Genomic DNA, 25667 nt, shown 5'->3' with positions numbered 1-25667 from the left:
TTCCTCCACAGATCGGTTTTGACGTCGCATTCTTGTCGGCGCCTCGGCGTACTCTTTCGAACATGAGTTCGATAGACGCGGTCTTGGAGGCGCTCGACGATGCGGTCGAGGCGTTGGCTGCAGTCGATCTCGATGTGCTGGGTCCACCGCAGCGTTTTGTCGTGGTGCAGCGGTTGGAGACCGCGCGACGCCGTCAGGTCGCGGTCTCGCATGCTCTGGTGGGGCGGTTGGAGCGGGTCGAGGGCTGCCCGCCGGTGCCGATCACGCTGGCGGATGTGTTGCGGATCAGTCCGCGGGAGGCCAAGCGCCGCCTGCGGGATGCCGAGCAGGTGGCGCCGCGGCGGGCGCTGACCGGCGAACCGCTACCGCCGCTGCTGCCGGACACCGCGGCGGCCTGGCACGCCGGCCAACTCGATGGCGAGCATCTGCGGGTGATCCAGAAGTTCTTCCGCGATCTGCCTGACCATGTCCCGGCGGTCGAGGTGGAGAAGGCCGAACGCGCACTGGCCGGCCACGCCCAGGCCATGCGGCCCGATCAGTTGGAGAAGGTCGCCCACCGGTTGGCGTTGCACCTCAACCCCGACGGGGTGTTCTCCGATCAGGACCGCGCCCGCAAACGCGGATTCACCTGGTGCGGAGGCCAACAGATCGACGGCATGAGTGTGGGCCGGCTCATCGCCGACCCGGAATTGCGGGCACTGCTCGATGGCTGGTTCACCAAATTCGCCGCCCCTGGCGTGTGCAACCCGGCCGACCAGTCGCCTACCCTCACCCCCTCGGGGGAGGTGGCTGACCGTGATGTGCGTAGCCACGCCCAACGCCAGCACGACGCGCTCATAGCGTTGGTGCGCGGTCAACTCGGCGACCCGAAACTGGGACAGCACAACGGGTTACCCGTGACGGTGATCGTCTCGGCCACGCTGCAGGACATTCAGGCTAAGACCGGGCACGCCGTCACCGCCACCGGCACACTGTTGCCGATCCCCGATGTCATCCGGATGGCCACCCACGCCTATCATTACCTAGCCCTGTTCGATCGCGTGAAGGGTCAGGCGTTGTGGCTGGGTCGCACCAAACGGGTGGCGTCGGCTGATCAGCGGATCATGCTGCACAGCAAGGAACGTGGCTGCACCCGCCCCGGTTGTGACGCGCCCGGCTATCTGACCGAGGTCCACCACGTCGACGAATGGGCCGACGGCGGGCTGACCAACATCGACACACTCACCCTGGCCTGCCGAGCCGACCACCGACTTCTCGACCGCGGCTGGAAAACCCGAAAACTCGCCAACGGCGACACCGAATGGATCCCGCCACCACAGCTACCACTCGGGGCAGGCACCAACACCTACCACCACCCAGAACGACTACTGCCCGGAAACGGCGAATGCAGCTAGTGTTCGGCAACGTCCTTAAGCGGCAGCCCTGCGACGAGCGCGGCATCGAACGCTTGCGGACCGAGCATCCTTGCCCCGCCTGGTGATCCGAGATCGGCGAAGAAGTCCACGTTGGCCGCCACGTACGGCTGCCACTGGTCGGTGGCGTCGTCGATGTAGACGATCGCCTCGACCGGACACACCGGCTCACAGGCCGCGCAGTCGACGCACTCGTCGGGATGGATGTACAACATCCGCTGCCCTTCGTAGATGCAGTCGACCGGGCATTCGTCCACACACGCCTTGTCGCGGATGTCCACACAGGGCTCGCCGATGACGTAAGTCATGATGCCGCCAGGTCGTCCAGCGCCGCGTACGCCGCGTTGTATCCCGGGACGAAGGTGATGCCGGGGCCGCCGTGGCAGCCGGCGCCGCCCAGATACAACCCCTGTATCGGGATCTGGATGTCCAGGAATCCCTTGGGGCCCGGGCGGTTCGGGCCCATCAGGTCCGGGTGCAGCAGACCGTGGCAGAAGTCTCCGTCGGGCGCGCCGAACATCGTCTGCATGTGATAGGGCGCGAACGTGATGTGGCGAATCTGGATGTCTCGGAAGTTCGGCGCGAACTTCGTGATCTTGTCGATCACCGTCTCGGCCATCTCTTGTTTGAGCCGTCCGTGTTGTTCGCGTGGCGCCTCCACCGGGAACCCGTAGGCGTACGCACTGGCCGCGTGCTTTCCCGGCGGCGCCAGGGACGGGTCGGTGACGGACGGGATCTGCATACCGAACGACGGGTTGTCCGGCAGCATTCCGGCCCGCGCCATCTCCCACTGTCGTTGTTGCTCTTCGGGTGTGCCGAAGACACCGACCGACTGCTGCATGCCCTCTTCGTTGAGGAGCTCGTACGGCGCGGCGAACTCGGGCAGACCGTCCAGCGCGAAATGCATCTGGATGAACGTGGCGCGATGGTCGCGTCCGGCCAGCCTCTCGACCAGGTTGCCAGGCAGATACTCGGTACCGACCAGATCGATCAGCGTCAGATCCGGCGACAGGTTGGACACCACGACGGGTGCAGTCAGCACCGAGCCGTCGCGTAGCCGGACTCCGGTCACCCGCTCATCCTCGACGAGGATCTGCTCGACCTTGGTGCGATATCTGATCTCGCCGCCGCGGTCGACGAACAGTTTCTTGAGGTGATCGCAGACGGCGCCGATGCCGCCCTCCAGTTTCGTCATCATCGTGGCGTCCATGTCCGGCACACCCATCGCGAAGGCCAGACAGGTTGCGCTGCCCGGTGTGAACGGGCCGCGGTAGGTGGAGTTGATGGCCAGGAAGGCCAGCATGCCGCGGATGGTGGCGTACTTGTCCTTGTCCGGGAAGTTGCGATCGATGATATCCATTGCCGTGCCGAACAGCATCTCGTGGATCGCACGGCGCTCGGATTCGTTTGTCGCGCAGGCATACATCTCGTCGAGAGTCTTCGGTGGGGTGCGCGCCTCGAAGCGCCCCAGCGCACGGGAGGGACCGGTGGTCCACTCGAGCATCTTGGCCATACCCAGCACGGCATCGGTTCCGTGTCTCTCGGACAGGTGCGTCATGTACTTCATCGGGTCGCTGTACAGGATCATCGGTTCCTCGCCGGCCTCACCGAGATTGACCGACTGAACCTCCGAATGGACCTGCGGGATCGTGTGCAGTTCCAGGGCCGCGGCGACCTCCGGGGCGGTCGGAAATTGGACGGAACCGGCTATCTCGTAACGGAATCCGTCGATCAACTCCACAGTTGCCGCCATGCCGCCGGAATAGGTGTTCTGTTCGAGCACCACCGTACGTAAGCCCCGTTGCTGAAGAACCGCCGCCGCGGTCAGGCCGTTGTGGCCCGCCCCGATGACGATCGCGTCGTAGTCGGTCATTGTTGGTTTCTCCTCACTCGATGGAACTGATGTCACGACTGCCGTGAATTTGCGAAAGACATTGTGCGAAAATGCCGTAATGACGAACTCGCATGACCGGCGCCGCACTGCGACGCGAGAGGCATTGCGCGAGGTGGCGTTGGCGCGGTTCGCCACCGACGGGTTCACGAACGTGACGGTCGCCCAGCTCGCCGACGATGCGGGCGTCACCGAACGGACGTTCTTCCGGCACTTCCCGACCAAAGAGGCGGTGCTGTTCCAGGACTACGAGACCCAACTCGAGTGGTTCGCCGATGCCCTGGCGCGGCGCCCGGCCGACGAATCGCTGTTCGACGCAGTGCTGGGCAGCGTCGTCAGCTTCCCGCATGACCTCGAGATCGTGCGCCAGGCTGCGATCATGCGGGCGACACTGCTCGACGGGGACCGCGCCGCCGGGCACCTTCGGGTGGTGCAGGCATCGTTCGCGGCGGTGCTGACCGACTTCGTCAAGCGTCGCTACACCGACCTCCCCGATGTCGACCTGATCGCCGAGGTCGCGGGCGCGGTGTTGGCGGCAGCTCTGGTCACCGCCGTCGAGCGATGGGGCCGCGACGGCTGCTCGACGGATCTTCGTGAGGTGGTGGCCACCAGTGTGGGCCTGGTACGTTCCGGCCTGGCGCCGCTGTCCTCCGAAAGTTAGCACGGCAGAAGGTCTTTCCACGAGATGGGCGCTTTCGGGCCGCCGAGATCCGACTGGACGAATCTGCGCCCCTCCGCGGTGACGTAACTGCCCGTCGCCGGGTTGTACGGGATGACCTGCACCGGCGGCCGACCCGGACCGGGCGTGTCGAATGCGCTGGGAGCCACCCCCGGTGCGGGCGAATCCGGTGGGCCGTATATGCGGTCGTCGGGGTTGACCCTGCTGTCGGGCGGAACCCCCTGCGCGATGAGGTTCGGGTCGAGTGGATACGGCCCGACCGCGTGCTGGCGCACCGCCGTCGGCACGAAGGGCTGATCGCTGTCGCACATCTCCACGGTGGGAGCACGCTTGCCCGGCTTGCCGACGCAGGGGTAATTCCGTGCGCCCCGGACGGCGAGCGGCGAATCCTGTGGCAGCTTGCAATACAGGCCGTCTGGGGTGTCGATGGTGGTTGTGTCGGCCGGTGATCGCCACGACGACGGCGGAAGGAAGCCGACGGTGCACGGCGGCGGATCACCCAACGTGATCGCGAACTCCCCCACCGGCAATCCCGTGGGATTGTTGGTCGGCAGCCCGAATGCCTGAGTGCTGGCGATGGCCGGCGGCAACAGCACCAGTAGCTGCTCGAGAGACGAGTTGTAGGTGACCAGGATTTGACCCAGCGTGCTCAGGTTGGCCAGTAACACCGGCAGTGTCGGCTTCAGCTGATCGAGCGCCCGGGTGATCTCGTCGGCGGCAGCAGGGCCGGTGCTCAGCAGTGCCCGGATCCGGTCGTCGTCGTCGGCGATCGTCTGGGTCACGTTGGCCAGACCGCGGGCCCATACGCGCAGTGAATCGGCGGTGGCGGTCTGTGAATCCAGCAGCGGGACAGCGTCGTCGACCAACGATCTGGTCTCAGTGCGTACGCCGTGGATCTTGTCGACGACGGTCGCCGCCGAATCCATCAGCGAAGACAGGTCGTACCCGGCGCCGCGCAGCCCGGTGTCCGACTCGTCAAGCAGGACAGCGATTTTGTCGCCGGGAATGCTCCCGACGAGCGTGCTCACCCTGTCCAGCATCGGGCCGACAGCCTGCGGGACGGTGGTCTGTTGCAGCGTGATCACCGATCCGTCCCGCAGGTACGGACCCGATCCGCTCTGCGGCCGCAGGTCGACATACTGTTCGCCGATCGCCGAGGCACTACGGACCTCGGCCCGCAGATCGGCGGGGATTCTCGGTGATGTATCCAGCGAAAGCGTGGCTTGCGCGCCGCGTGGGGTCAGTCGCAGGTCGGTGACCTTGCCGACTTGCACGCCGCGGTAGGTGACGTTCGAGAACCGGTACAGACCACCCCCGCTGGGTAATTCCAGGGTGACCGTGATCTTGCCGATCCCCAGCAGCGTCGGCACCTGGATGAACAGAAACGTCATCAGCAGCAGGCCGGCAACCGCGATCACGCTGAAGATCACCAATTGGATGCGGACGAGTCGGGTCAGCATCAGCCGCCCCCGCTCGGCGTCGGCACCGGCTGCGGTGTGGCCGGCGCCGGATCGGCGATGCCGGTCTTGAGTGGGTCGTAGGTGTAGTTCAGGTACCACGGCTCACCCGGTGCCGGAACAAGTTTCGCATCCTGGTCGCCCCACCGGGTGCCCAGGAACATCGTTCGCTTGAGTCGCGGAATCGTCAGATCGGCGACCAGGAACATGTTCACGTAATCGCCGCGTACCGCCCGGTCGATGTAGCTCTGGTTGTAGGGGTAGGTGGTGGCGAAGGCCAGCGCGGTGTCGAGCTCGGGACCGACATCGGCCAGCGCCTTGATCGTCGGCTCGAGGTTGTGCAGGTTGGTGACCAGGTCGCTCTGCGTCACAGTGATCAGGTCGGTGGTGGATTCGCTGAACTTTCGTAGTTTGTCCAGCGCGGTGACGATGCGCGGCCGCTCCCGGATGAGCACGTCGAGGGCTGCGGGAACGCGCCGCAGTGCGGCGGTGACGTCGTCACGCTGCTGGGCGAACGTGCCGGTGAACGTGTTCAACTGCCGAATCATGTCGATCAGGTCGCTGCGTTCGCTGTCCAGCGTGCCGACGAAATCATCCAATCGCCGTAGCATGTCTCGGATCTGGCTCTGCCGCCCCGTGAATGCGGTGTTGGCGTTTCGGATGACGTCACCGATCTGGCCGAGTCCGCCGCCGTTCACCACCGCCGACAGCGTGGACAATGTCCGTTCGGTGGACGGGTACGTCGACGATCTGTTCAGCGGGATCGTCGTTCCCGGCTGCAACCGGCCCTGCGGGGCAACGCCGATCGGCGGATCGAGCGACAGGTGCATCGAGCCAAGCAGACTGGTCTGTCCGACGCTGGCGACCGCGTTGGCCGGCACCACCACCTCCGGGCGAACGAACACCTCGACGTCGGCATGCCAGTTGCGCAGCCGCATCTCGCCGACGGTACCGACGACGACGTCGTCGACCAGGACCGGCGAATTCGATTCCAACATGGCGACATTGGAGATCTCGACATGAAAGGCACTCGAGCCGCGCCTCTCCTGCGTGCCCGGCAGTGGCAGTGAGTTCAGGCCCCGAAAACCGCATCCGGAGATGCCATACGTGATGAGGACGACCACCACGGCCGCCCGGATTGGCCGGTGCCTCACGGCGTCCCCTGGTACGCGGAGATCGCCGGCGGACTCTCGGGCGGACCGGGCACGGGCCCGGATCCCCCTGGCGCCAGGGCCGGATCGGAGTAGGTGAGATTTTCCGGGGATGGCGCCTTCATCAGGAACGGGCTCATCGGGAACGGCAACAGGTTGAAGCTGAGCAACCGCATCGCCGGGCCGAGGTACTGGGCGCACAGCTTCGCCGTTTCCGGCGCGGTGGCGTTCTCCAGTGCACCGATCTGCCCGCAGATGAACTGGATCGGGTCGGTGAAGTTGTTGAAGACGATCGATCCGATGTTGTCGCCGGTGTCGGGGTTGTAGACGTTGTAGTAGTTGGCGAAGGCGTTCGGCGCCACATGCAGCAACTGCTCGAGACTCTTGCGGTTGTCGGCGAGGTTTCGGGTGACGTCGGTCAGGCGCTCGACCTGTTCGACGGTCGCCTCACGACTTCCGCTCACGAAGCGTTGCGCATCGGCGGTGGCTGTCGCCAGGTCGCGTAACGCGGCGTCGAGATCGCCGGTGTTGTCGTCGAGCGTTCCCATCAGTGCGCCGAGGCGGTGCTCGAAGTCGACGATCGCTCCACTGCTGTCGCGCAGTACCGTGACCAGATTCTGCAAGCCCTTGATGATGTCGACGATGTTTCCGCTTCCGTCGGCGAAGATTCGTGCGACAGCTGATAACTGGGCCAGCATCTGTCGAAGCTTCACGCCGTTGCCGCCCATTGCGTCAGCGGTGTCGTCGATCAGCCGAGCCAGCGCCGGCCGCGCTGTCTCGCTGCTGGGCCCCAGATCGGTTGACAGCCGCATCAACTGGGTCTTGACGTCGTCCCATTCGACGGGGACGGCAGTCCGCTCGACCGGGATCACCGCACCCGACGGCATCGTCGGACCGCTGTCTCGGTAGGCCGGAGTCAGCTGAAGGTAGCGGGCCGCCACCAGATTCTGCGCGACGATGACCGCCTGGGCGCCGGCCGGGATGGACACCCCCGGGTCGACGCGAAGGACCATCTTGACCTGCTTGCCGACCGGCTCGATGGACTCGATGCTGCCTACTTTGACCCCGGACACGCGCACCTCGTCGCCGGCGTAGATCGCGGTGGCGGCAGTGAAGTACGCGGTGATCGTGGTCGCCGGATAGACCGTGTGCCGAACCAGCACGGTGGTGCCTGCCGCCGCGAGGGCGACGAGTACGGCGGCGGTGCCTGCGACGATCTTGCTGCGGAACGTCACCGTGGACCCTCCTGCGGTTGGGGCGGAATCCCGTTGTAGGGGAACGGGAACTCCGCTCGCGGTCCGGCGTTGTCCGGCGGTTGTCCCGCGTCCGTCCCGCGACGGAATCCGAATGCGTAATCGAAGAATGGCTGCAGGAACGCCGCGGGCACGACGTTGGCGGTGTAGGCCTGGTAGTAGAAGCCGCTCGATACGGCCTCTCCCATCGTGATCTCGTATTTGGCCAGCCCTGGCAGTGCCTTGGCGATGTTGTCGCGGTTCTTCTGCAGCACTTCGGTGACCGAGTTGAGCTTGGTCAAGGTGGGCGCCAGCTTGGCTTCGTTGTCGTGAACCAGCGCCGAGAGCTGCCTGCTGACCGACGAGGTGTTGGCCAGGAGGTCGGCGATCGCCTGACGGCGTTGCGCGAGGACCGCGATCAGGTCAGCCCCGTTCAGGATGAGCGCGTTGACCTGCTCACGGCGTTCGGACAACACCCCGGCCAGATCCGAGGCGCTGTGCAGGAGCTCCCGCAGTGTGTCGTTGCGGTTGTTCATCGACTGGGACAGCCGGGTCAGCCCCGCCAGCGTGGGTCCGAGTTGCGGCGCCATCGAATCGACAGTGTCGGAGAGGGTTTCGAGCGATTTGTTCAACGTCGCGGTGTCCAGCCCCGATGCGTTGGCGGTGAGATCTCCGATGACGTCGGTGAGCACGTAGGGCGACGAGGTTCGCGATGCCGGGATCGGGTCGGACGGCTTCTGTGTCCCGGTGCCCGCCGGGACCAGCGTGACGATTCGCGCCCCGAGCACGGTTCCGGTCTTGATATGTGCGGTGGTCTGCGATCCCAGGTGCACGGTGCCGTCGACGGTGAAGGTCACCAACGCATCACCGCGCAGCAGTGTGACCGACGAGACGGAGCCCACTTTGATACCCGAGACCACCACGTCATTGCCGGCTACCAGCCCACCGGCTTCGGGGAACACCGCCTGGTAACGCACCTGCGTCGCCCACGACCACAGGGTCTGGGGCGCCAGGCCGACAAGCGTCACCAGAATCGCCACCGAGACTCCGATGAAGCCGGCCCGGACAAGCGCTGCGCCACGGTATTTGCCCATCACGGCTCAGCGCACCTTCCGCTGGTCTGTTTGATCCAGGGGAAGACCGCGGTCCTGCCCTGCAGGTCGGTCACACGCACCGACATGCCGCACACGTACATCTGGATGAAGCTGCCGTAGGCGCCCAGCCGGCTCAGCTTTCGATAGTTCTCCGGCGCCTTCACCAGTGCCCGATCCACCCGTTCTTTGTCCTGATCCAGAATCGGGGCGAGTCGGCTCAACTGCTCGACCACCCCGGACAGCGGTGGTCGCGCGGCGGTGAGCAGGTCGGCCAGCGACGCGGTGCCGGCGTCGAGGGCGGTGATCGCCGCACCGACCGGATCGCGGTCGGCGGCAAAGCCGGTGATCAACTTTTCGATGCGATCGATTGATGCCGAGAATCGGTCACCCTCGGCCGTCAGCGTGGACAGGACGACCTTTCAGGTTGTCGATGAGTTGCTCGATGACACTGTCGTTTTCAGCCAAAGCGGTGGTGAACGAGGACGTCTTCGCGAACAGCGATTCCACAGTCCCGCCCTGCCCCTGCAGGATCTGCACCAGGGACGCCGTGAGGGCGTTGACGTCGTGCGGATTCAGGCTCGCAATCACCGGCTTGAGCCCGGAGAGCAACAGGTCGAGGTCGAGGGCCGGTTCGGTGCGATCGATGGGGATCTGGGAACCGGCGGGCAGCACGGCAGTCGGGCCCGGTGCGTCGACCAACTCCAGGTAGCGGTCACCCACGAGGTTGAGGTAGCGCACCGCGGCCTTGGTCGCGCCGGTCAACAGGACGTCGCGGTCGGCGTCAAACGTCACCAGGGCGGTCGCGTCGGCGCGCAGCGTCACCGTTTCGACCGTGCCGATCCTGATGCCGGCCGCCCGTACGCTGTCGCCGGGCTTGAGCCGGGATGCGTCGGCGAACACCGCCGAGTATCCGTTGGTGCTTCCGGTGCGGTACTGGGCGAACGTCATGAACAGCAATGCCGTCGCGGTGACCATCACCAGCACGAACACGGTGAACTTGACTGTGGTCGCCCGTAATGACCGCATCAGCCGGGCTGCCCGACCTGTGCGGAGTTTCGGGGTGGGCCGTCCAGCGGACCGTACAACAGCTGCTTGAGACCGTCGGAATTCAGCAGAATTCCTTGATTGCCGTACTGGGCGGGATTGGCACCGATATCAGTCACCAGGAAGGGCGGTTTGGTGTTGGGAGCCAGGTGCGGCAGCCCCTGGTCGGCGCAATGCGGCCCGCCGGTCGCGGCCACCTTCGGCAGGTCAGCGGGATAGCGGTACCGCTCCAAGCCCATGGTGAAGCTCACCGAAACAACGGCTCCGGGGTCCGGCTGTGGCGGCGCTTTGGCGATCGGGAGAAGACCGGCAAGCGTGCAGTTCAACGCTTCGCGGTAGCGGTTGGTCAGGTCCGTGGTGGGTACCAGGATGCGCAGGACCTCGGTGAGCGCCGTCCGATTCCCGTCGACGACGTCGGTTCCGACATCGGCCAGTCCAATTGCGCTGAGCAGCAACGCATCCAGATCGTCCTGCCGGTCGACGATCGTCTGACTGATCCGCGTCACATTGTCCACCGACCTCATCAGGTCGGGCGCCGCGTCGGAGTAAGCACCGACCGCCACGTCCGCCGCGCGGATGTCGTGGCGCAGATCGGGCAGGCTCGGCTCGAGCTCGGCCAGCAGGGTGTCGATGTCCGAGAACATCTTTCCGAGCTGCTCGCCACGGCCGTTCATTGCTCCGGCGAGGACACCGAGAACCTCGTTGAGCTTCTCGGGTTGCACGTGTGAGAGCAGCGAGGTGAGGCGCTGGAAGACGGTGTTGATTTCCACCGTGACATTGGTCGCGTCGATGACCTGCCCGGAACGCAGTGGCTGCGCGGACGGATGCTCCGGCGTGGTGAGCTCGACGAGCTTGGCGCCGAACACCGTCGGTGAGGAGATGTCGACCATCACATTGCCGGGGATCAACGGCAGCTGTGCCGGATCGATCGAGAGATGAAGAACCGCTTGACCGTTGGGACTCTGGTCGATCGACGACACCGTGCCGACCTCGACGGCGCGCAGCTTCACCTTGGCGCCGGGGTTCATCACCAACCCCGCGCGCGGCGAGAGCACTGTGATGGGCACGCTCGGGGTGAGGTCGCCCCGAAACATGATGACCGACACCGCGACCACCGCGGCGAGCACGACGACGGAGCCCAGTCCCACCGCGACGCGGAGCGTGCCGCGCACATTCGATGTCGCGTCGCGGTGAGTCACGTCGGCACCCTCCCTGGCTTCGGGAGAATTCGTACCACACTGATGTCAGTACTGACTAGATTTATGTCACAACTGACGCGTGTTTGCGGCGCAGCGGGTCAGTGGAGCCCGTTGGGTGTCACTCAGGAGACGGCAGGCTGCGGCGAGGGCGCGACGATCAAGGCCCGGCGCACCGCGCGCCGACGGGAAACATGCGCGGCAGTCAACGCGCCCAGAATGCCCAGCGTCGATGTCGTCAGGATCGACAATCCGGTGTTGGCCATGATCAGGTAACCGAACGCCGCCGCGACCGCCAGCAGCGCGTACCGTGCGGTGGTCCAATGCGCGGGATGGCCGAATCGGGTGCCGACCGCCATGCCGAGAATCAGCGCCACGCCATGGCCGACGTTGGTGAAGTCACCGAAGGTTCCGATGGCCGAACCGACCGCGACCGCCAGCCACCATCCCGTCCACGCCGCGCGCCACTGGCGCGGTATCGCCGCGGTCAACGCGCCGAGGACACCGACTGCCCCGTAGCTCATGCCGACGTCGGTGGCGTTGACGATCGACCATGATGCCAACCCGGCGGCCAGTGCGCCTGCCAGGCCGGCTGCGACGAGCAGCGTCGCACCGACATGGCCGACGACGAAGGCCACCACCATCCGGCGGCTGTGCCACAACAGTTCGGCCAGGCCGAGAATCGCGAACAGACCGGGCAGCCAGATGTAGATGGGTCCGGTTTCGGTGACGAACGCGCTGCCGATCAGGGTGCCGATCCGGCCGTGCGCGAGATTGTGCAGATTGGTGCTCGCATGCCAGATGACCTGTTCACGGAAGTGCGGGCCGAGCGCCAGCAGCACGGCCGCCACCGCCACGAGCGCGGCGGTGTAACCCAGGGTGACTCGGAGGCGGACCAGCCTCGTCAGCAGTGAAAGGACCATCTCCATCCACTATGCCTGGGCTTGGAGATCGTCTCCATCGTCCTCGACTGGCAGATCCCTGCGGGTTTTGAGCCGGTACATCGCCAGATCGGTCGGCACTCCCGTGGCGCGCGGGGCGAACACCTGACGCCTGATCCGCTTGACCGTGACGCCCAGCGCGTCGAGTTCGTCGGGGGTGATGCACTCCAGTGTCTCCCCCGACACGACGAGTCCGCCCCGGGTCGCGCGGTCCATCACCCGGGCGGCGATGTTGACGTCGACGCCGAGCCAGTCCGAGCCGATGCGTTGCGGCCTACCGGTGTGGATCCCGGCGCGCATACGCGGCGTATAGCCCTCTACCTCGACTGTTCGGACGGCCTCGCGGGCGGCCATGGTGGCGCGCACGGCGGTCGCGGGGTCGGCGAAGACAGCCATGATGCCGTCGCCCATCCGCTTGACGATGTGGCCGCCGGCATCGAGCAGCGGCGGCTCGACCACCTGCGCGACGCGGCGCAGCAGCCGCAGAGTGGCGTCGTCACCCGCCTGCAGCGACCAGCTGGAGAACCCCACCAGATCGGTGAACACGAGCGTGACCTCCGGGTTGGCCGGACGTCCGGACACGCGCTCGGTGAGCGCCTGCCAGATCTGCAGTGTGGCCAAGCTCACCTCGCGGGTGGCCGCTTCACGGTCGCGCAACAGGCGGTCGGCGGCACGCGCCGCGGCGCGAGCCCCGCCGTCACCCGCCGCGGACAGCGGGTCGCCGAAGTCGGGATCGCCGGGCAGCATCCGCCGGGCACGACGAACGAGAGCGATGACACCGGGGTTGTGATTGGTGTTGTGCCACCACGCCGCGGGCCCGCGCCCGGGCCGCACCAGTTGGTTGACGTCAACGAGGGAATCGGGTTGATCGTCGAACGGCTCGACGTCCACAAGATCAAGCCTAGGCAACGCTTTTCGGGCCGGCCAACCAGGTGTGACGCGGTCGACGTCTCGCTATGCCAAACGACTGGTCACAGCTTCGTCGCCATCGTAGACAACGTCCGTTGTCAGACCTATCGTTAGGCGATGAGGTCAACGTCGACCACAAATAGCGCCGAGCCGCTCGGGCCGGACTCCCTGACGTGGAAATACTTCGGCGATCTGCGCACCGGGATGCTCGGGGTGTGGATCGGCTCGCTGCAGAACATGTACCCGCAGCTGGGCGCCGGAGTGGAAGAACACTCGATCCTGCACCGCGAGCCGCTTCAGCGGGTCGCGCGCTCGGTGTATCCGATCATGGGCGTGGTGTACGACGGGGACCGAGCCCGCCAGACCGGCGAGCAGATCAAGGGTTTCCACCGCGGCATCAAGGGCGTCGACGCCGCGGGCCGCCGCTACCACGCGCTGGACCCCGAAACGTTCTACTGGGCGCACGCCACCTTCTTCATGCTGATTCTGAAGGTGGCCGAATACTTCTGCGGCGGCCTGACCGAGGCAGAGAAGCGCCAGCTGTTCGACGAACATGTGCAGTGGTACGCGATGTACGGGATGAGCATGAAGCCGGTCCCGGAAACGTGGGAAGACTTCTGCGAGTACTGGGACAGGGTCTGTCGCGACGAGTTGGAGATCAACAAGGCGACGCTCGAGATCTTCGATATCCGCATTCCGAAGCCGAAGTTCGTCCTGATGCCGACGCCGGTGTGGGATCAACTGTTCAAGCCGATGGTGGCCGGCCAACGGTGGATCGCCGCCGGCTTGTTCGACCCGGTGGTGCGGGAGAAGGCCGGAATGCGGTGGACACCCGGTGACGAGGTGGTCCTGCGGTTGCTGGGCAAGGCGGTCGAGGTCGCGTTCTTGGCGGTACCGGACGAGATCCGGCTGCACCCCCGCGCGTTGTCGGCGTACCGGCGGGCCTCAGGACACATTCCCCCGGACGCGCCGCTGGTCGAAGCACCCGGTTTCATGGCACCCCCTAAAGATCGCCGTGGACTGTCCATGCACTATGTCCCTCGGACCAAGAGCCTCGTCGCGCGTGCGGGGTCGCTGGTCCACACGACGTTCTCACTTGCCGGTTTGCGGCCCGCCCGAGGACGTTCCGCCGCCGCCTGAACCGGAGAACCCATGATCGAATGGTCCGACGTCGATATCGCCGTGCGCGACGCCGTCCGTGAGTTCGTCGACAAAGAGGTGCGCCCGCACCTCGACGACCTGGAGAGCGGCGATATGGAGCCGTACCCCATCATTCGCAAACTGTTCGCCACCTTCGGCATTGCCGAGATGGCGCGCGAGTCGCTGGACAAACGACTGGACCGGCTGCGGGCCGGCACCGAGTCGAAGTCCGGCGGCGGTGGTGGCATGTTCGGCGACGGCGGCTCGGCCGGAATGGGTTTCGTCCTGATCAGTGAGCTGTGCCGGGTCAGCATGGGTTTGGTCACCGGGATGGGTGTCAGCCTGGGGCTCACGGTCCCGACGATCCAGAGCCGCGGCACGCTGGCCCAGCAGGAGCGCTGGCTGCCCGAGCTGGTGACCTACGACAAGATCGGCGCATGGGCGATCACCGAGCCGGATTCGGGCTCGGATGCGTTCGGCGGCATGAAGTCCTACGTGGTGCGCGATGGGGACGACTACATCCTCAACGGGCAGAAGACGTTCATCACCAACGGACCCGACGCCGACGTCGTGGTGGTCTACGCCAAGCTGGACGAGGGCGACGGGGCGGACAAGCGCGATCGCAAGGTGCTGACGTTCGTGCTGGACCGCGGGATGGAGGGCTTCGTTCAGGCAAAGCCGTTCCGCAAGATGGGCATTCACAGTTCGCGCACCGGTGAGTTGTTCTTCAACAACGTCCGGCTTGGCCGCGACCGGTTGCTGGGCGAGACCGAGGAGAACAAGTCCGGAGACGGCCGCGACAGCGCCCGCTCGAGTTTTGCCGCGGAGCGGATCGGCGTGGTGTCGATGGCGCTCGGGGTTATCGAGGAATGCCTGCGGTTGTGCACCGATTACGCAAAGACGCGCACCTTGTGGGGCAAGGAGATTGGTCAGTTCCAGTTGATCCAGCTCAAGCTGGCCAACATGGAGGTGGCCCGGATGAACGTGCGCAACATGCTGTTCCGGGTGATCGAATGCGGGCAGACCGGCACACCGATTTCGCTGTCCGAGGCGTCGGCGATGAAGTACTACTGCTCGCAGGCCGCCACCGATGTGGCGATGGAAGCTATCCAGCTGTTCGGCGGCAACGGGTACATGACCGAATACCGGGTGGAACAGCTTGCCCGCGATGCCAAGTCGCTGATGATCTATGCAGGCAGCAACGAGGTACAGATCACCCACGTGGCCAAGGGGCTGCTCAGCAGTTGAGCGTCGGAGCCTCACCCGACTTATAGGGTTGCTGCCCGCCTTCGAGCGACAGCTGGCGGGCATGGGCGCGCAGCGCTGCCGCACGCTGATGAATACGGTGTTCGGTCCCGCGTGGGATACCCCACTTGGCCGCATAGAGCCCGCGGCCAAGTGGACGGACTCGGTCGTGGACCCTTTCCCATCGCAGCGCGTCCGAAATCGCCTTGGACGGCCTGCCGGCGACGGTAAAGCCCCAGTCGTCGAGCGCCACGATCAGGTCGGCAACGGTCGTGGGGCCGTTGAGTTGCAGATATCGGGTCAACACGTAACGGAGACTCGTCCCCCGCAGCAACAATGAGTTGGTCATGCCGCCAACGTCGCACAGCGCACCGACACAGGCCGGATTGTCGCTCGGAGGCGGGCACCAACCCTATGGTCTCGCTTCACCGCCGGTCCCGAGGGCACGGGCCAGCGCTCGGTGGACGGCGCTGCGCCCCAGCTGGACCTTGAATGCGTTCTGACTCAGCGGCCGGGCGCCCGCCATTGCCTGCTCCCCGGCCCTGCGCAGCACCGCGTCCTCGGGCCGCCTGCCGATCAAGGCTGCTTCGGCCGCGGGCACCCGCCACGGCCGCGGAGCGACGCCACCCAGCGCGACCGCCGCCGACACGATCACCCCGTCGATCAGCTCGACACCGACCGCCGCCGACACCAGCGCAAAGGCGTAGCTGTGTCGATCACGCAGCTTGAGATACCACGAGTGCGCCGCAAATGCCGACGGAGGCAGCTCGACAGCAGTGATGAGTTCTGCAGGCTCCAGGCAGTTTTCGCGATCCGGGGCGTCCCCGGGCAGCGTGAAGAAATCGGCGATCGGGATGCTGCGGGCGCCGTCCGGACCCTGCACGTGCACGACGGCGTCGAGAATAGCCAGCGCCACCGCCATGTCGGAGGGATTGGTCGCCACGCACTGCTCGCTCCCCCCGAACAGCGCATGTTCGCGGTTGAACCCGTCAAATGCGGCGCATCCCGATCCGGCCATCCGCTTGTTGCAGCGGTCGAATTCGGTTTGCATGAAGTACGGGCATCGAGTTCGTTGCAGCAGGTTGCCACCCACGGTGGCCATGTTGCGCAACTGCGTGGTGGCGCCGCTGAGAATCGCGTGCGACAACACCGGGTACTGGCGCCGAATCAACGGATGATTGGCCAACGCGCTGTTGGTGACGCCGGCACCGATGCGCACACCGCCGGTGTCGGTGCTCACCACCGAGGTCAGCCCGAGGCGCCGAACGTCGACGAGCGCTGACGGCTGCAGCACACCGTTTTTCATCAGATCGACGAGGTTCGTGCCACCGGCGAGGTACGAGCCGCCGGTCTCGACGACGGAACGGATCGCGTCGTCCACCGACACCGCGCGCCGGAAGTCGAAAGTTTTCACTGCGACGTCGCCTTCGCGGCCGCCGCGACGGCATCGACGATGTTCGAGTAGGCGCCGCACCGGCAGACGTTGCCCGCCATCCGCTCCCGGATCTCCTGCTCGGTCAGCACCGGGTGACCCGCGAGCGAGCCGTCGCGGTCACCGTCGAACGATGCCGCAGACAGATCACCGCGGGCATGCTCGCGCAGCAGCGCATGCGCCGACGAGATCTGGCCCGGAGTGCAATAGCCGCACTGGAACCCGTCGTGGTCGAGGAAGGCCTGTTGCACCGGATCGAGGGTGTCGCTGCCCCCGATCCCTTCGATCGTCGTCACTGCCGACCTGTCCACCGACACCGCCAGCGCCAGGCAGCTGAGGATCCGCTCACCGTCGACGGCCACCGTACAGGCGCCGCACAAGCCGTGGTCACACCCTTTCTTGGTACCGGTCATCCCGAGCCGCTCCCGCAACAGGTCCAATAGTGTGGTCCGGACATCGACGGTGATCTCGTGCAGCGTCCCGTTGATGCGAACGGCGATCCCGTGTTCGGATACCATCAGCTCCCCTGACTTGCGACGTCGTGAATCATCAACTGCTCCAATGTGATCGGCAGGTCTCGGATCCTGCGACCGGTGGCGTGGAAGATCGCGTTGGCCACCGCCGCTGCGACGCCGCAGGCGCCGATCTCCCCGATGCCGCGGGCTCCGATCGGGTCCAGGCCGAAGTCGGGTTCGTCGACGAACGTGATGTCGAAATCGGGCCGGTCGGCGTGGGTCGGGACGTAGTACTCGCCGATGAGTTGCGAGGTCCGGGTGTCGTACGGAACCTGTTCCAGCAGCGCCATGCCGACGCCGAACGTGATGCCGCCCATCACCTGATTGCGGGCCAGTGCCGGGTTGAGGACTCGCCCGCAGTCCATCACCGCAACCCAGCGGGTCACCGTGGCCCGCCCGATCTCCTCGTCGACCTCGACTTCACAGAAGTGCGCGCCGAACGACTGCGAGACGCTGTCGCGCTGCTGACCACCGTCGACCGAGACCGTGAAACTCAACTCGTCGAGGTAGCGCTTTCCACCGTTCGCGATCACCTCGGCGACCGCCATCCGGTGGCTCGCAGAGACCACCTCGCCATCGACGATCCGGATGTCGCCTGCGCCGTGGAACGGCGTGCTCTCGTCGGCTGTCAGCACGGCACGCAACCGGTCGACCCATCGGGTTGCGGCGGCATGGACGGCCGAACCGACCGTGGCCGTCGTCTGCGACGCTCCGCTGTACGGGGCGTCCGGAAACAACGAGTCACCGGAATCGAATGTCACGGAAGACAACGACAAGCCCGTGGCGTCGGCGGCGACCTGACACATCGCGGTGCGCACCCCGGTGCCGATCTCGTGGGTGGCCGAAGCGAACCGCACCGAACCGTCAGCGGCAGTGGTCACGCTGCACGAGGCCGGCATCCGGCGACCGGGATACGTCGCGGTGGCCATCCCCCATCCGAGTTGAATTCCGTTGTCGGACAAGGACCGCGGCTCGAGAGGACGCTTTTCCCAGCCGAACCGGCGCGCCCCGACGTCGTAACAGTCGAGGAGATGCTTGCCCGACCACGGTTTGCCGCTGGCCTGGTCGGCGTCGGCGTGGTTGCGGATGCGGAGTTCCAACGGGTCCATACCGAGGTCGACGGCGAGTTCGTCCATGGCGGATTCCAGCGCGAACAGACCGGGCGCCTCCCCCGGTCCGCGCATGAAACATGGTGTGGGAGCATTGATTCGCGCGGTACGGTGGGAGACCACCAAACGCGGTGTCCGGTAGAGGATGCGGCTGGACAGCCCGGCCGGCTCGCAGAAGTGGGCCACCGTCGACGTCTCGGTGACCGTGTGATGCTCGATGCTGGACAGCGCACCGTCGTCGTCGGCGACCAGACGGATCTGCTGGCGGGTCCGAGGCCGATGTCCGGTCGAGGAGAACATCTGGTTGCGGGTGAGGACAAGCTTGACCGGCCGCCCGATCTCCCGTGCGGCGACCGCGCACAACACCACATGCATCCATAGAAAGCTCTTCGACCCGAACGCACCCCCGACCAGGGGTGCGATCACCCGGACGTGAGGCTCCGGGATGCCCAGATACGCGGCCAGCGCTGCACGTTCACCGGTGATCCAACGAGTCGAATCATGCACGGTGAGCAGATCACCGTCCCACTGCGCGATGGTGGCCGAGAGTTCGATCGGATAGTGCGCGTTGAGCGGTGTCGTATAACTGACGTCCGTGCGTACCGCACCGGTCGGCTCATCACGCGGCCCTCGATGGTCCTGCAGTTTCTCCTCGTCCAACTTCACGAAGTGATCCGGAAGGTAACTGCCGTAGCGGATCTGGCCATCCTTCTCGTCCGGCGCCGGGGTGGCGCCGAGCACCTCGTCGATGCCCAAGACGGCGGGTTGCACCTCGTAACGCAGGTCGAACAACGACGCCGCATGGGTGGCGTTCTCCGGCGAATCGGCGACAACCACGGCCATGTGCTGGCCGACGTGCTGAACGGTCAGATCCGACAGCGGTGGCCTGCGCTCCATCGGAAGGTCGAACGTGACGTCATCGGGCAGTCGATGCAGGACGGGACAATTCAACGGAGTCACCACATGCAGGGCGCCCGGTGCCGCGGCCGCGCGCTCGGCACTCTCCCGCAGTGACTCGACGGTCACGATGCCGTGGGCGATCTCGGACTGCACCACCGTGGCATAGGCCAACCCGTCCACGACGGTGTCGGCCGTGTAGCGGGCACGCCCGGTCACCTTGTCCCGACCCTCGATCCGGGTGACCGCTAGTCCGATCTGCCGAGGCGAACTCATTCCGCCATTGTGCCTGAGCTGCCGTCGGCACGCTGGACACGCGCGCTCTGATACAGGCAAATAGCCGCAGCGGCAGCAACATTCAGGCTTTCGGCGCCGCCGGTCATCGGGATCGTCACCCGCCGGTCGGCCGCTGCGGCAACGTCGGCGGACAGTCCTTGCGCTTCCGGCCCGAACACCCAGGCGGTCGGCGCGGCCAAGACCGGATCGGCGTCGTCCAGGCTCATCTCGCCGTCCAGCGTCGTCGCCAGCACCTGCAGGCCCGCGGCGTGCAGCCGGGCGAAAACGTCCTCGACATCGTCGGCGACCACCACCGGCACCGCGAAGATGCTGCCCGCCGAGGACCGTAAGACCTTGCCGTTGTAGGGATCCACGCTATGCCCGGCGAACACCACCGCCGCGGCTCCCATCGCGTCGGCCAACCGGATCAGGGTCCCGGCATTACCCGGCTCCGACAGTTCGACCGCCACCACCACCAACTGCGGCCGGTCAGCCAGCACCGCGTCGATATCATTCTCGGGCGTCGTACACACCGCGACCACTCCCGATGGCGTCACCGTCTCCGAGAGCGCCTTGGCCGCCCGCTCGGTCACCCGGTGGACCGTCAAACCGGTGAGCAGCTGAGCATGGCGCTGCACGGCGGCATCGGTGGCGAACACCTCGATCACCAGTCCGCGGCGGCCCGCAGCCTCGACCAGGTTGGGCCCCTCGGCCAAAAAGCGCCCAGCACGACGACGCCCGGTGTGGCGCTGCAGTTTTACTGCAGCCGCCACCCGGGCGGATCGTTCAGTGAGTGCCTCTGACTGCGGAATGTCAGGCGGCTTCACCGGAGGGAGCGTTGACGTCCTCCGGCAGCGCGCCCTTGGCGACCTCGACGAGCGCGGTGAACGCGGCCGGGTCGCTGACGGCGATCTCGGCGAGGTTCTTGCGGTCAACCTCGACGCCGGCGGCCTTCAGGCCCTGAATCAACCGGTTGTAGGTGATGTCGTTGGCGCGGGCCGCCGCGTTGATGCGGGAGATCCACAGCTTGCGGAACTCACCCTTGCGGGCACGACGGTCCCGGTAGGCGTAGGTCAGCGAATGCAGCTGCTGCTCTTTGGCTTTGCGGTAGAGCCGCGAGCGCTGGCCGCGGTAGCCCTTCGACGCCTTGAGTACTGTGCGCCGCTTCTTCTGGGCATTGAGTGCGCGCTTCACGCGTGCCATTGGGGTGTTCCTATTCTCGTTCGGTCAGAAAGTTGAGGGTTACGGCGCTTAGCCGTTCAGCATCGCGTTGACACGCTTGGCGTCGTTGGGCGCCACAACGGTGCGACCGTCCAGGCGGCGGGTGCGCTTGGTGGCCTTGTGCTCGAGCAGGTGGCGACGGTTCGCCTTCTGCCGCACGATCTTCCCGGTGCCGGTCTTGCGGAAGCGCTTCGATGCTCCGCTATGAGTCTTGGCCTTGGGCATTGGTCCTCAGTTCTACGTGGTCTCGGGGCCTAATTAGTGGTGTCTAGGTCGGTGGGTTGCGCCTCGGCCGGGCGCCCCGCGGGGGCGTCGGCGTCGTGCGCCGCCTTGGCGCGAGTCTTCGCGCCGCGGTGGGGTGCCAGCACCATCGTCATGTTGCGGCCGTCCTGCTTGGCGGAAGTCTCGATGAAGCCGTAATCGGCGACATCGGCACCCAGCCGCTGCAGGAGTCGGAAGCCCAGTTCCGGTCGCGACTGCTCGCGGCCGCGGAACATGATCGTGACCTTGACCTTGGACCCGGCTTCGAGGAAGCGGATCACGTGACCCTTTTTGGTCTCGTAGTCGTGCGGGTCGATCTTGGGTCGGAGCTTCTGCTCCTTGACGACGGTCTGCTGCTGGTTCTTGCGGGACTCGCGCGCCTTCTGGGCCGTCTCGTACTTGAACTTGCCGTAGTCCATGATCTTGCAAACCGGCGGCTTAGCGTCGGGGGCTACTTCGACGAGGTCAAGATCGGCATCCGCGGCGACGCGAAGAGCGTCTTCGATGCGCACGATGCCTACCTGCTCCCCGCCGGGTCCGATCAGTCGGACTTCAGGTACGCGGATGCGCTCGTTGACACGGGTCTCAGTGCTGATGGGGCCTCCCTGGTTCGGTTTCCTCTTCGGACCACCGCGGAGTCACAAGGAAACAGCCTGGGAGAAACCACGCCATCAGCGAGAAGGCCCTGCATGTAGCAGGGCCCAGTGCCGACCGATCACGGCTGACGCCGCCTGCGAAACCGCAGAACAGATACCCTTGCGGTACCTGCGACCGGACCGTTGTACCTGCGGAAACTTCCGTGGCCGACGGTGGGAGTGGGACTCCACTTGCTGTCCCTGGCGTACGCCGGGACGGTCGTGCATGCCAGTCTAGCAGGCATGACGGATCCAACTAGCATCCGCGAGCTGGGCGACATCCCGGCCGTGGAAGTGATCACCCGTGCCGCCGTGATGCTGATGAGCGCGGCGGCGGAGAAAATCGGGCTCTCCTCCCCTGATCCCGACACCAGCGAACACCGCGACCTCGACGAAGCTCGCCGGCTGATCACCGCGCTGGCCGGGTTGGTGAGCGCCTCCGCGGAGTATCTCGGCCCGCACGCGGGCCCGGTCCGCGATGGACTGAAGAGTCTGCAGCTGGCTTTCCGGGAAGCCAGTGTTGCCCCGGATGAACCCGGCCACGGTCCGGGCGAGAAATTCACCGGCCCCGTCTGGTAGCACACCACAGACAATTCGAATGTCGAAGTAATATCCTCGGCGGCACTATGACCGCCACCACGAGTCGGCCAACTTCTCGGTTCCGCTGGGTGCCCGCCGCGGCAGGCTGGATCATCGGCGTCATCGCGACGCTGTCGCTGCTGTCGAGCGTTTCGACGATCTTGCGGCATGTCATCGCGATACCGCGGGAGTTCATCAACAGCTATCTGTTCAACTTCCCTGACACCAGCTTCGCGTGGGCGTTCGTCCTTGTTCTGCTTGCCGCCGCGCTTGCGGCGCGCAAACGCATCGCCTGGTGGATTCTCGTCTTCTACATGCTGGCCGCATCGGTGTGGAACATCACCGATCTGCTGGCCGGCGACGAGACCGCAGCCGTGGACGCCGGCGAAGTCATCGGCCTGGTGTTCCACGTCGCCGCAGCGATCGCACTGGTGCTGGCCTACAAGGAGTTCTGGGCACGCGTCCGCCGGGGGGCCCTCCTCAAGGCCGCCGCGGCGCTGGTGGCCGGCTTGGTTGTCGGCACCGCGATCGGCTGGGCGCTGCTCGAATTCTTCCCCGGCAGCCTGGCCCGCGAGGACCGGTTCCTCTACGCACTCAACCGCGTCAGCGCGTTCGCCGGTGCCGGCTCCGAATCGTTCACCGGCCATCCGCACACATTCGTGAACGCACTGCTCGGCCTCTTCGGGGCCATGGCGCTGATGGTGGCCGCGATCGTGCTGTTCCAGTCCCAGCGAGCCGAGAACGCGTTGACCGGCGAGGACGAATCCGCCATTCGCGGGCTGCTGCAGGTGTACGGCAAGAACGATTCCCTCGGCTATTTCGCCACCCGTCGCGACAAGTCCGTCGTGTTCGCCGCCAACGGGCGCGCCGCGATCACCTACCGCGTCGAGGTCGGGGTCTGCCTGGCCAGCGGGGACCCGATCGGTGACCCGCGCGCCTGGCCGCAGGCCATCGCCGCGTGGCTGTCGCTGTGCCAGGAGTACGGCTGGGCGCCCGGGGTGATGGGTGCGAGCTCGACAGGCGCGCAAGCATTCCGCGAAGCCGGGCTCAACGCCCTCCAACTCGGCGACGAGGCGATCCTCTATCCCGACCAGTTCCACCTGTCCGGGTCCGACATGCGCGCTGTGCGCCAGGCCGTCACCCGGGCCCGCCGCGCAGGCCTGACAGTCCGGTTCCGGCGGCACCGCGACTTTTCTCCCGACGAGATGGCCGACGTGATCAGTCGGGCCGACGGCTGGCGCGACACCGAAACCGAACGCGGCTTCTCGATGGCGCTGGGTCGGCTCGGGGACCGCGCCGACGGTGACTGCCTGCTGGTCGAGGCCGTACACGGTGAGAACGACGTCGTCGCGATGCTCTCGCTGGTGCCCTGGGGCACCAACGGGCTGTCGCTGGACCTGATGCGTCGCTCGCCGCAGTCCCCCAACGGAACCATCGAGCTGATGGTGACCGAGCTGCTGCAGAACGCCGAAGAGCTTGGTGTCAACCGTGTTTCGCTGAACTTCGCGATGTTCCGCGCCGCCTTCGAGCAGGGCGCCCAGCTCGGCGCCGGTCCGGTGGCGCGGCTCTGGCGCGCCATGCTGGTGTTCTTCTCGAAATGGTGGCAGCTGGAGACCCTCTACCGCTCCAATATGAAGTACCAACCACAGTGGGTGCCCCGCTACGCCTGCTACGAGGACGCCCGGCTGGTACCGCGGGTCGGTGTCGCGTCCGTGATCGCCGAAGGCTTTCTGGTGCTGCCGTTTTCCCGGCGCACCAAGCAGCACACCGGCCACTACTCGGCGGTCCCCGAGGACCTGGCCGCATCCGGACGGCTGCACGCCGACGGCACGGCGCCCGATGCGCTCGACGAACCCGCCCACAACCCCGAGACCCGGCATCGCGACCGCATCCCGGACCAGGTTCGTGTTCGGATGGCGAAATTGAAAGCGTTGCAGTGCAAGGGAATCGACGCATACCCGGTGGGCAGCCCGCCGACCCACACCGTCGCCCAGGCGCTGGACGCCGCTGACGACGTCACCCTGAGCGTCGCAGGCCGGATCCTGCGTGCTCGTGATTACGGCGGCGTTGTGTTCGCCCAGTTGCGCGACTGGTCCGGCGACGTGCAGCTGCTGTTGGACAAGGCGACGCTCGACGGTGCCGCCGAAGACTTCGCCGCCGTCGACCTCGGTGATCTCGTCGAGGTGACCGGGCACATGGGATACAGCAAGAACGGCACTCGATCGGTGCTGGTTGCGCAGTGGCGCATGCTCGGAAAGTGCCTGCGCCCGTTGCCGGACAAGTGGAAGGGTCTGCAGGATCCTGAGGCGCGGGTCCGCGCGCGCTATGTCGACCTCGCCATCAACTCCGAAGCCCGCGACCTGATCCGGGCACGCAGCAACGTCCTACATTCGATCCGGGATACCTTGTTCGACAAAGGTTTTCTCGAAGTCGAGACGCCGATCCTGCAGCAGATCCACGGCGGGGCCAACGCCCGACCGTTCAAAACCCACATCAATGCATACGACCTTGACCTTTATCTGCGCATCGCCCCTGAGCTGTATCTGAAGCGGTTGTGCGTCGGTGGCGTGGAGCGCGTCTTCGAGTTGGGCCGGGCGTTTCGCAACGAGGGCGTCGACTTCAGCCACAACCCGGAGTTCACCCTGCTCGAGGCCTACCAGGCGCACGCCGACTACCGGGTGTGGATCGACGGCTGCCGCGAACTGATTCAGAACGCCGCGATCGCCGCCAACGGCTCCGCGGTGGTGATGCGGCCCAGGCGGGACTCCCCCGACCAGCTCGAGCCGATCGACATCTCTGGCACGTGGACGGTCAAGACCGTGCACGACGCTGTCTCCGAGGCCCTCGGCGAACAGATCGACGCGCACACCGATCTGGACGTCCTGCGCCGGTTGTGCCATGCCGCGCGGATCCCCTACCTGACCCACTGGGACTGCGGGGCCGTGGTGCTCGAACTCTACGAGCGGCTGGTGGAGGAACACACCGAAGCACCGACGTTCTACACCGATTTCCCGACCTCGGTGTCGCCTCTGACCCGTCCGCATCGCAGCAAGCCTGGGGTCGCCGAGCGCTGGGACCTGGTGGCGTGGGGGGTCGAGCTGGGCACCGCCTACAGCGAGCTGACCGATCCGGTCGAGCAGCGACGGCGGCTCCAAGAGCAGTCGCTGCTGGCGGCCGGTGGCGATGCCGAGGCGATGGAGCTCGACGAGGATTTCCTGCAGGCGATGGAATACGCGATGCCGCCGACCGGCGGCCTCGGCGTCGGCGTCGACCGGGTGGTCATGCTGATCACCGGTCGCAGCATCCGGGAAACGCTGCCGTTCCCGCTCGCCAAACCCAGGTAGCCCGCCG

The 25667-nt window shown here is 66.1% G+C and carries 23 protein-coding genes and 1 pseudogene; 6 read left to right on the top strand and 18 right to left on the bottom strand.

Going from position 1 to position 25667, the window contains the following annotated elements:
• Positions 1–62: 62 nt before the first annotated feature.
• A complete protein-coding gene (locus tag BST42_RS25780) occupies positions 63–1394 on the top strand; it encodes an HNH endonuclease signature motif containing protein (protein ID WP_083122519.1) in 1332 nt (443 codons plus the stop codon).
• On the opposite strand, the gene fdxA is transcribed toward BST42_RS25780, so the two are convergent.
• The gene (gene fdxA / locus BST42_RS25775) at positions 1391–1720 is read right to left on the bottom strand and encodes a ferredoxin (protein WP_083122517.1); all 330 of its coding nucleotides are present in this window, start codon (positions 1718–1720) and stop codon (positions 1391–1393) included. The two genes, BST42_RS25780 and fdxA, sit on opposite strands and share 4 nt — an antisense overlap.
• Entirely contained in the window at positions 1717–3285 is a 1569-nt protein-coding gene (locus BST42_RS25770) for a phytoene desaturase family protein (protein WP_083122515.1), read from the bottom strand. Before BST42_RS25770 ends, fdxA begins: the two co-directional genes overlap by 4 nt.
• Before the next feature lie 79 nt (positions 3286–3364).
• Between BST42_RS25770 and BST42_RS25765 the strand changes: the two genes are divergently transcribed.
• The gene (locus BST42_RS25765) at positions 3365–3964 is read left to right on the top strand and encodes a TetR/AcrR family transcriptional regulator (RefSeq protein ID WP_083122513.1); all 600 of its coding nucleotides are present in this window, start codon (positions 3365–3367) and stop codon (positions 3962–3964) included.
• Here BST42_RS25765 and BST42_RS25760 read toward each other — a convergent pair.
• The 8 genes and pseudogenes from BST42_RS25760 to BST42_RS25725 all read right to left on the bottom strand — a co-directional run bounded on the left by BST42_RS25760 (position 3961) and on the right by BST42_RS25725 (position 12934).
• Positions 3961–5442, bottom strand: coding sequence for an MCE family protein (locus tag BST42_RS25760; protein ID WP_083122511.1), 1482 nt, complete (start codon positions 5440–5442; stop codon positions 3961–3963). The genes BST42_RS25765 and BST42_RS25760 overlap by 4 nt on opposite strands.
• On the bottom strand, positions 5442–6593 hold the full coding sequence (locus BST42_RS25755; protein ID WP_083122509.1) for an MCE family protein: 1152 nt from the start codon (positions 6591–6593) through the stop codon (positions 5442–5444). Before BST42_RS25755 ends, BST42_RS25760 begins: the two co-directional genes overlap by 1 nt.
• Positions 6590–7825 (bottom strand): MCE family protein, encoded by a 1236-nt coding sequence (locus BST42_RS25750; protein WP_083122507.1) that lies wholly within the window; start codon positions 7823–7825, stop codon positions 6590–6592. The genes BST42_RS25755 and BST42_RS25750 overlap by 4 nt, the downstream gene beginning before the upstream one ends.
• Positions 7822–8916, bottom strand: a complete 1095-nt coding sequence (locus tag BST42_RS25745; protein ID WP_083122505.1) for an MCE family protein — start codon at positions 8914–8916, stop codon at positions 7822–7824. Before BST42_RS25745 ends, BST42_RS25750 begins: the two co-directional genes overlap by 4 nt.
• Positions 8916–9942, bottom strand: a pseudogene (locus BST42_RS25740) (MCE family protein). The gene BST42_RS25745 and the pseudogene BST42_RS25740 overlap by 1 nt, the downstream one beginning before the upstream one ends.
• A complete protein-coding gene (locus tag BST42_RS25735) occupies positions 9942–11132 on the bottom strand; it encodes an MCE family protein (protein ID WP_110918784.1) in 1191 nt (396 codons plus the stop codon). The pseudogene BST42_RS25740 and the gene BST42_RS25735 overlap by 1 nt, the downstream one beginning before the upstream one ends.
• Before the next feature lie 149 nt (positions 11133–11281).
• Positions 11282–12079, bottom strand: coding sequence for a rhomboid-like protein (locus BST42_RS25730; protein ID WP_083122574.1), 798 nt, complete (start codon positions 12077–12079; stop codon positions 11282–11284).
• 9 nt (positions 12080–12088) lie between these two features.
• Complete coding sequence (locus BST42_RS25725) at positions 12089–12934, bottom strand: adenylate/guanylate cyclase domain-containing protein (protein WP_083122573.1); 846 nt, start codon at positions 12932–12934, stop codon at positions 12089–12091.
• A 189-nt stretch (positions 12935–13123) separates the two neighbouring features.
• Between BST42_RS25725 and BST42_RS25720 the strand changes: the two genes are divergently transcribed.
• Both BST42_RS25720 and BST42_RS25715 read left to right on the top strand, forming a co-directional pair.
• Positions 13124–14146, top strand: coding sequence for an oxygenase MpaB family protein (locus BST42_RS25720; RefSeq protein WP_083122503.1), 1023 nt, complete (start codon positions 13124–13126; stop codon positions 14144–14146).
• Positions 14147–14158: 12 nt separating this feature from the next.
• Positions 14159–15394, top strand: a complete 1236-nt coding sequence (locus tag BST42_RS25715) for an acyl-CoA dehydrogenase family protein (protein WP_083122501.1) — start codon at positions 14159–14161, stop codon at positions 15392–15394.
• On the opposite strand, the gene BST42_RS25710 is transcribed toward BST42_RS25715, so the two are convergent.
• The 8 genes from BST42_RS25710 to infC all read right to left on the bottom strand — a co-directional run bounded on the left by BST42_RS25710 (position 15384) and on the right by infC (position 21698).
• Positions 15384–15740: a hypothetical protein gene (locus BST42_RS25710; protein WP_083122499.1), complete on the bottom strand. Its 357-nt coding sequence runs from the start codon at positions 15738–15740 to the stop codon at positions 15384–15386. The two genes, BST42_RS25715 and BST42_RS25710, sit on opposite strands and share 11 nt — an antisense overlap.
• Before the next feature lie 63 nt (positions 15741–15803).
• Entirely contained in the window at positions 15804–16805 is a 1002-nt protein-coding gene (locus BST42_RS25705) for an FAD binding domain-containing protein (protein ID WP_083122497.1), read from the bottom strand.
• Complete coding sequence (locus tag BST42_RS25700; RefSeq protein WP_083122493.1) at positions 16802–17341, bottom strand: (2Fe-2S)-binding protein; 540 nt, start codon at positions 17339–17341, stop codon at positions 16802–16804. The genes BST42_RS25705 and BST42_RS25700 overlap by 4 nt, the downstream gene beginning before the upstream one ends.
• Positions 17341–19620, bottom strand: coding sequence for a xanthine dehydrogenase family protein molybdopterin-binding subunit (locus BST42_RS25695; protein WP_083122491.1), 2280 nt, complete (start codon positions 19618–19620; stop codon positions 17341–17343). The genes BST42_RS25700 and BST42_RS25695 overlap by 1 nt, the downstream gene beginning before the upstream one ends.
• On the bottom strand, positions 19617–20432 hold the full coding sequence (locus tag BST42_RS25690) for a TrmH family RNA methyltransferase (RefSeq protein WP_083122572.1): 816 nt from the start codon (positions 20430–20432) through the stop codon (positions 19617–19619). The genes BST42_RS25695 and BST42_RS25690 overlap by 4 nt, the downstream gene beginning before the upstream one ends.
• Before the next feature lies 1 nt (position 20433).
• Entirely contained in the window at positions 20434–20823 is a 390-nt protein-coding gene (gene rplT, locus BST42_RS25685) for a 50S ribosomal protein L20 (protein WP_083122489.1), read from the bottom strand.
• Between the two features lie 48 nt (positions 20824–20871).
• Positions 20872–21066, bottom strand: a complete 195-nt coding sequence (gene rpmI, locus BST42_RS25680; RefSeq protein ID WP_083122487.1) for a 50S ribosomal protein L35 — start codon at positions 21064–21066, stop codon at positions 20872–20874.
• Positions 21067–21095: 29 nt separating this feature from the next.
• On the bottom strand, positions 21096–21698 hold the full coding sequence (gene infC / locus BST42_RS25675; protein WP_081845211.1) for a translation initiation factor IF-3: 603 nt from the start codon (positions 21696–21698) through the stop codon (positions 21096–21098).
• Positions 21699–21980: 282 nt separating this feature from the next.
• Here infC and BST42_RS25670 point away from each other — a divergent pair, with 282 nt between their 5' ends.
• Together BST42_RS25670 and lysX are read left to right on the top strand one after the other, a co-directional pair.
• A complete protein-coding gene (locus BST42_RS25670; RefSeq protein ID WP_083122485.1) occupies positions 21981–22316 on the top strand; it encodes a DUF1844 domain-containing protein in 336 nt (111 codons plus the stop codon).
• A 47-nt stretch (positions 22317–22363) separates the two neighbouring features.
• A complete protein-coding gene (gene lysX, locus BST42_RS25665) occupies positions 22364–25660 on the top strand; it encodes a bifunctional lysylphosphatidylglycerol synthetase/lysine--tRNA ligase LysX (RefSeq protein WP_083122483.1) in 3297 nt (1098 codons plus the stop codon).
• The last annotated feature ends 7 nt before the right edge of the window (positions 25661–25667 follow it).

The sequence above is a fragment of the Mycolicibacterium rhodesiae genome (assembly GCF_002086695.1).
GTDB classification, from domain to species: Bacteria; Actinomycetota; Actinomycetes; order Mycobacteriales; family Mycobacteriaceae; genus Mycobacterium; species Mycobacterium rhodesiae.
This window is presented reverse-complemented; position numbering and strand designations above follow the sequence as displayed.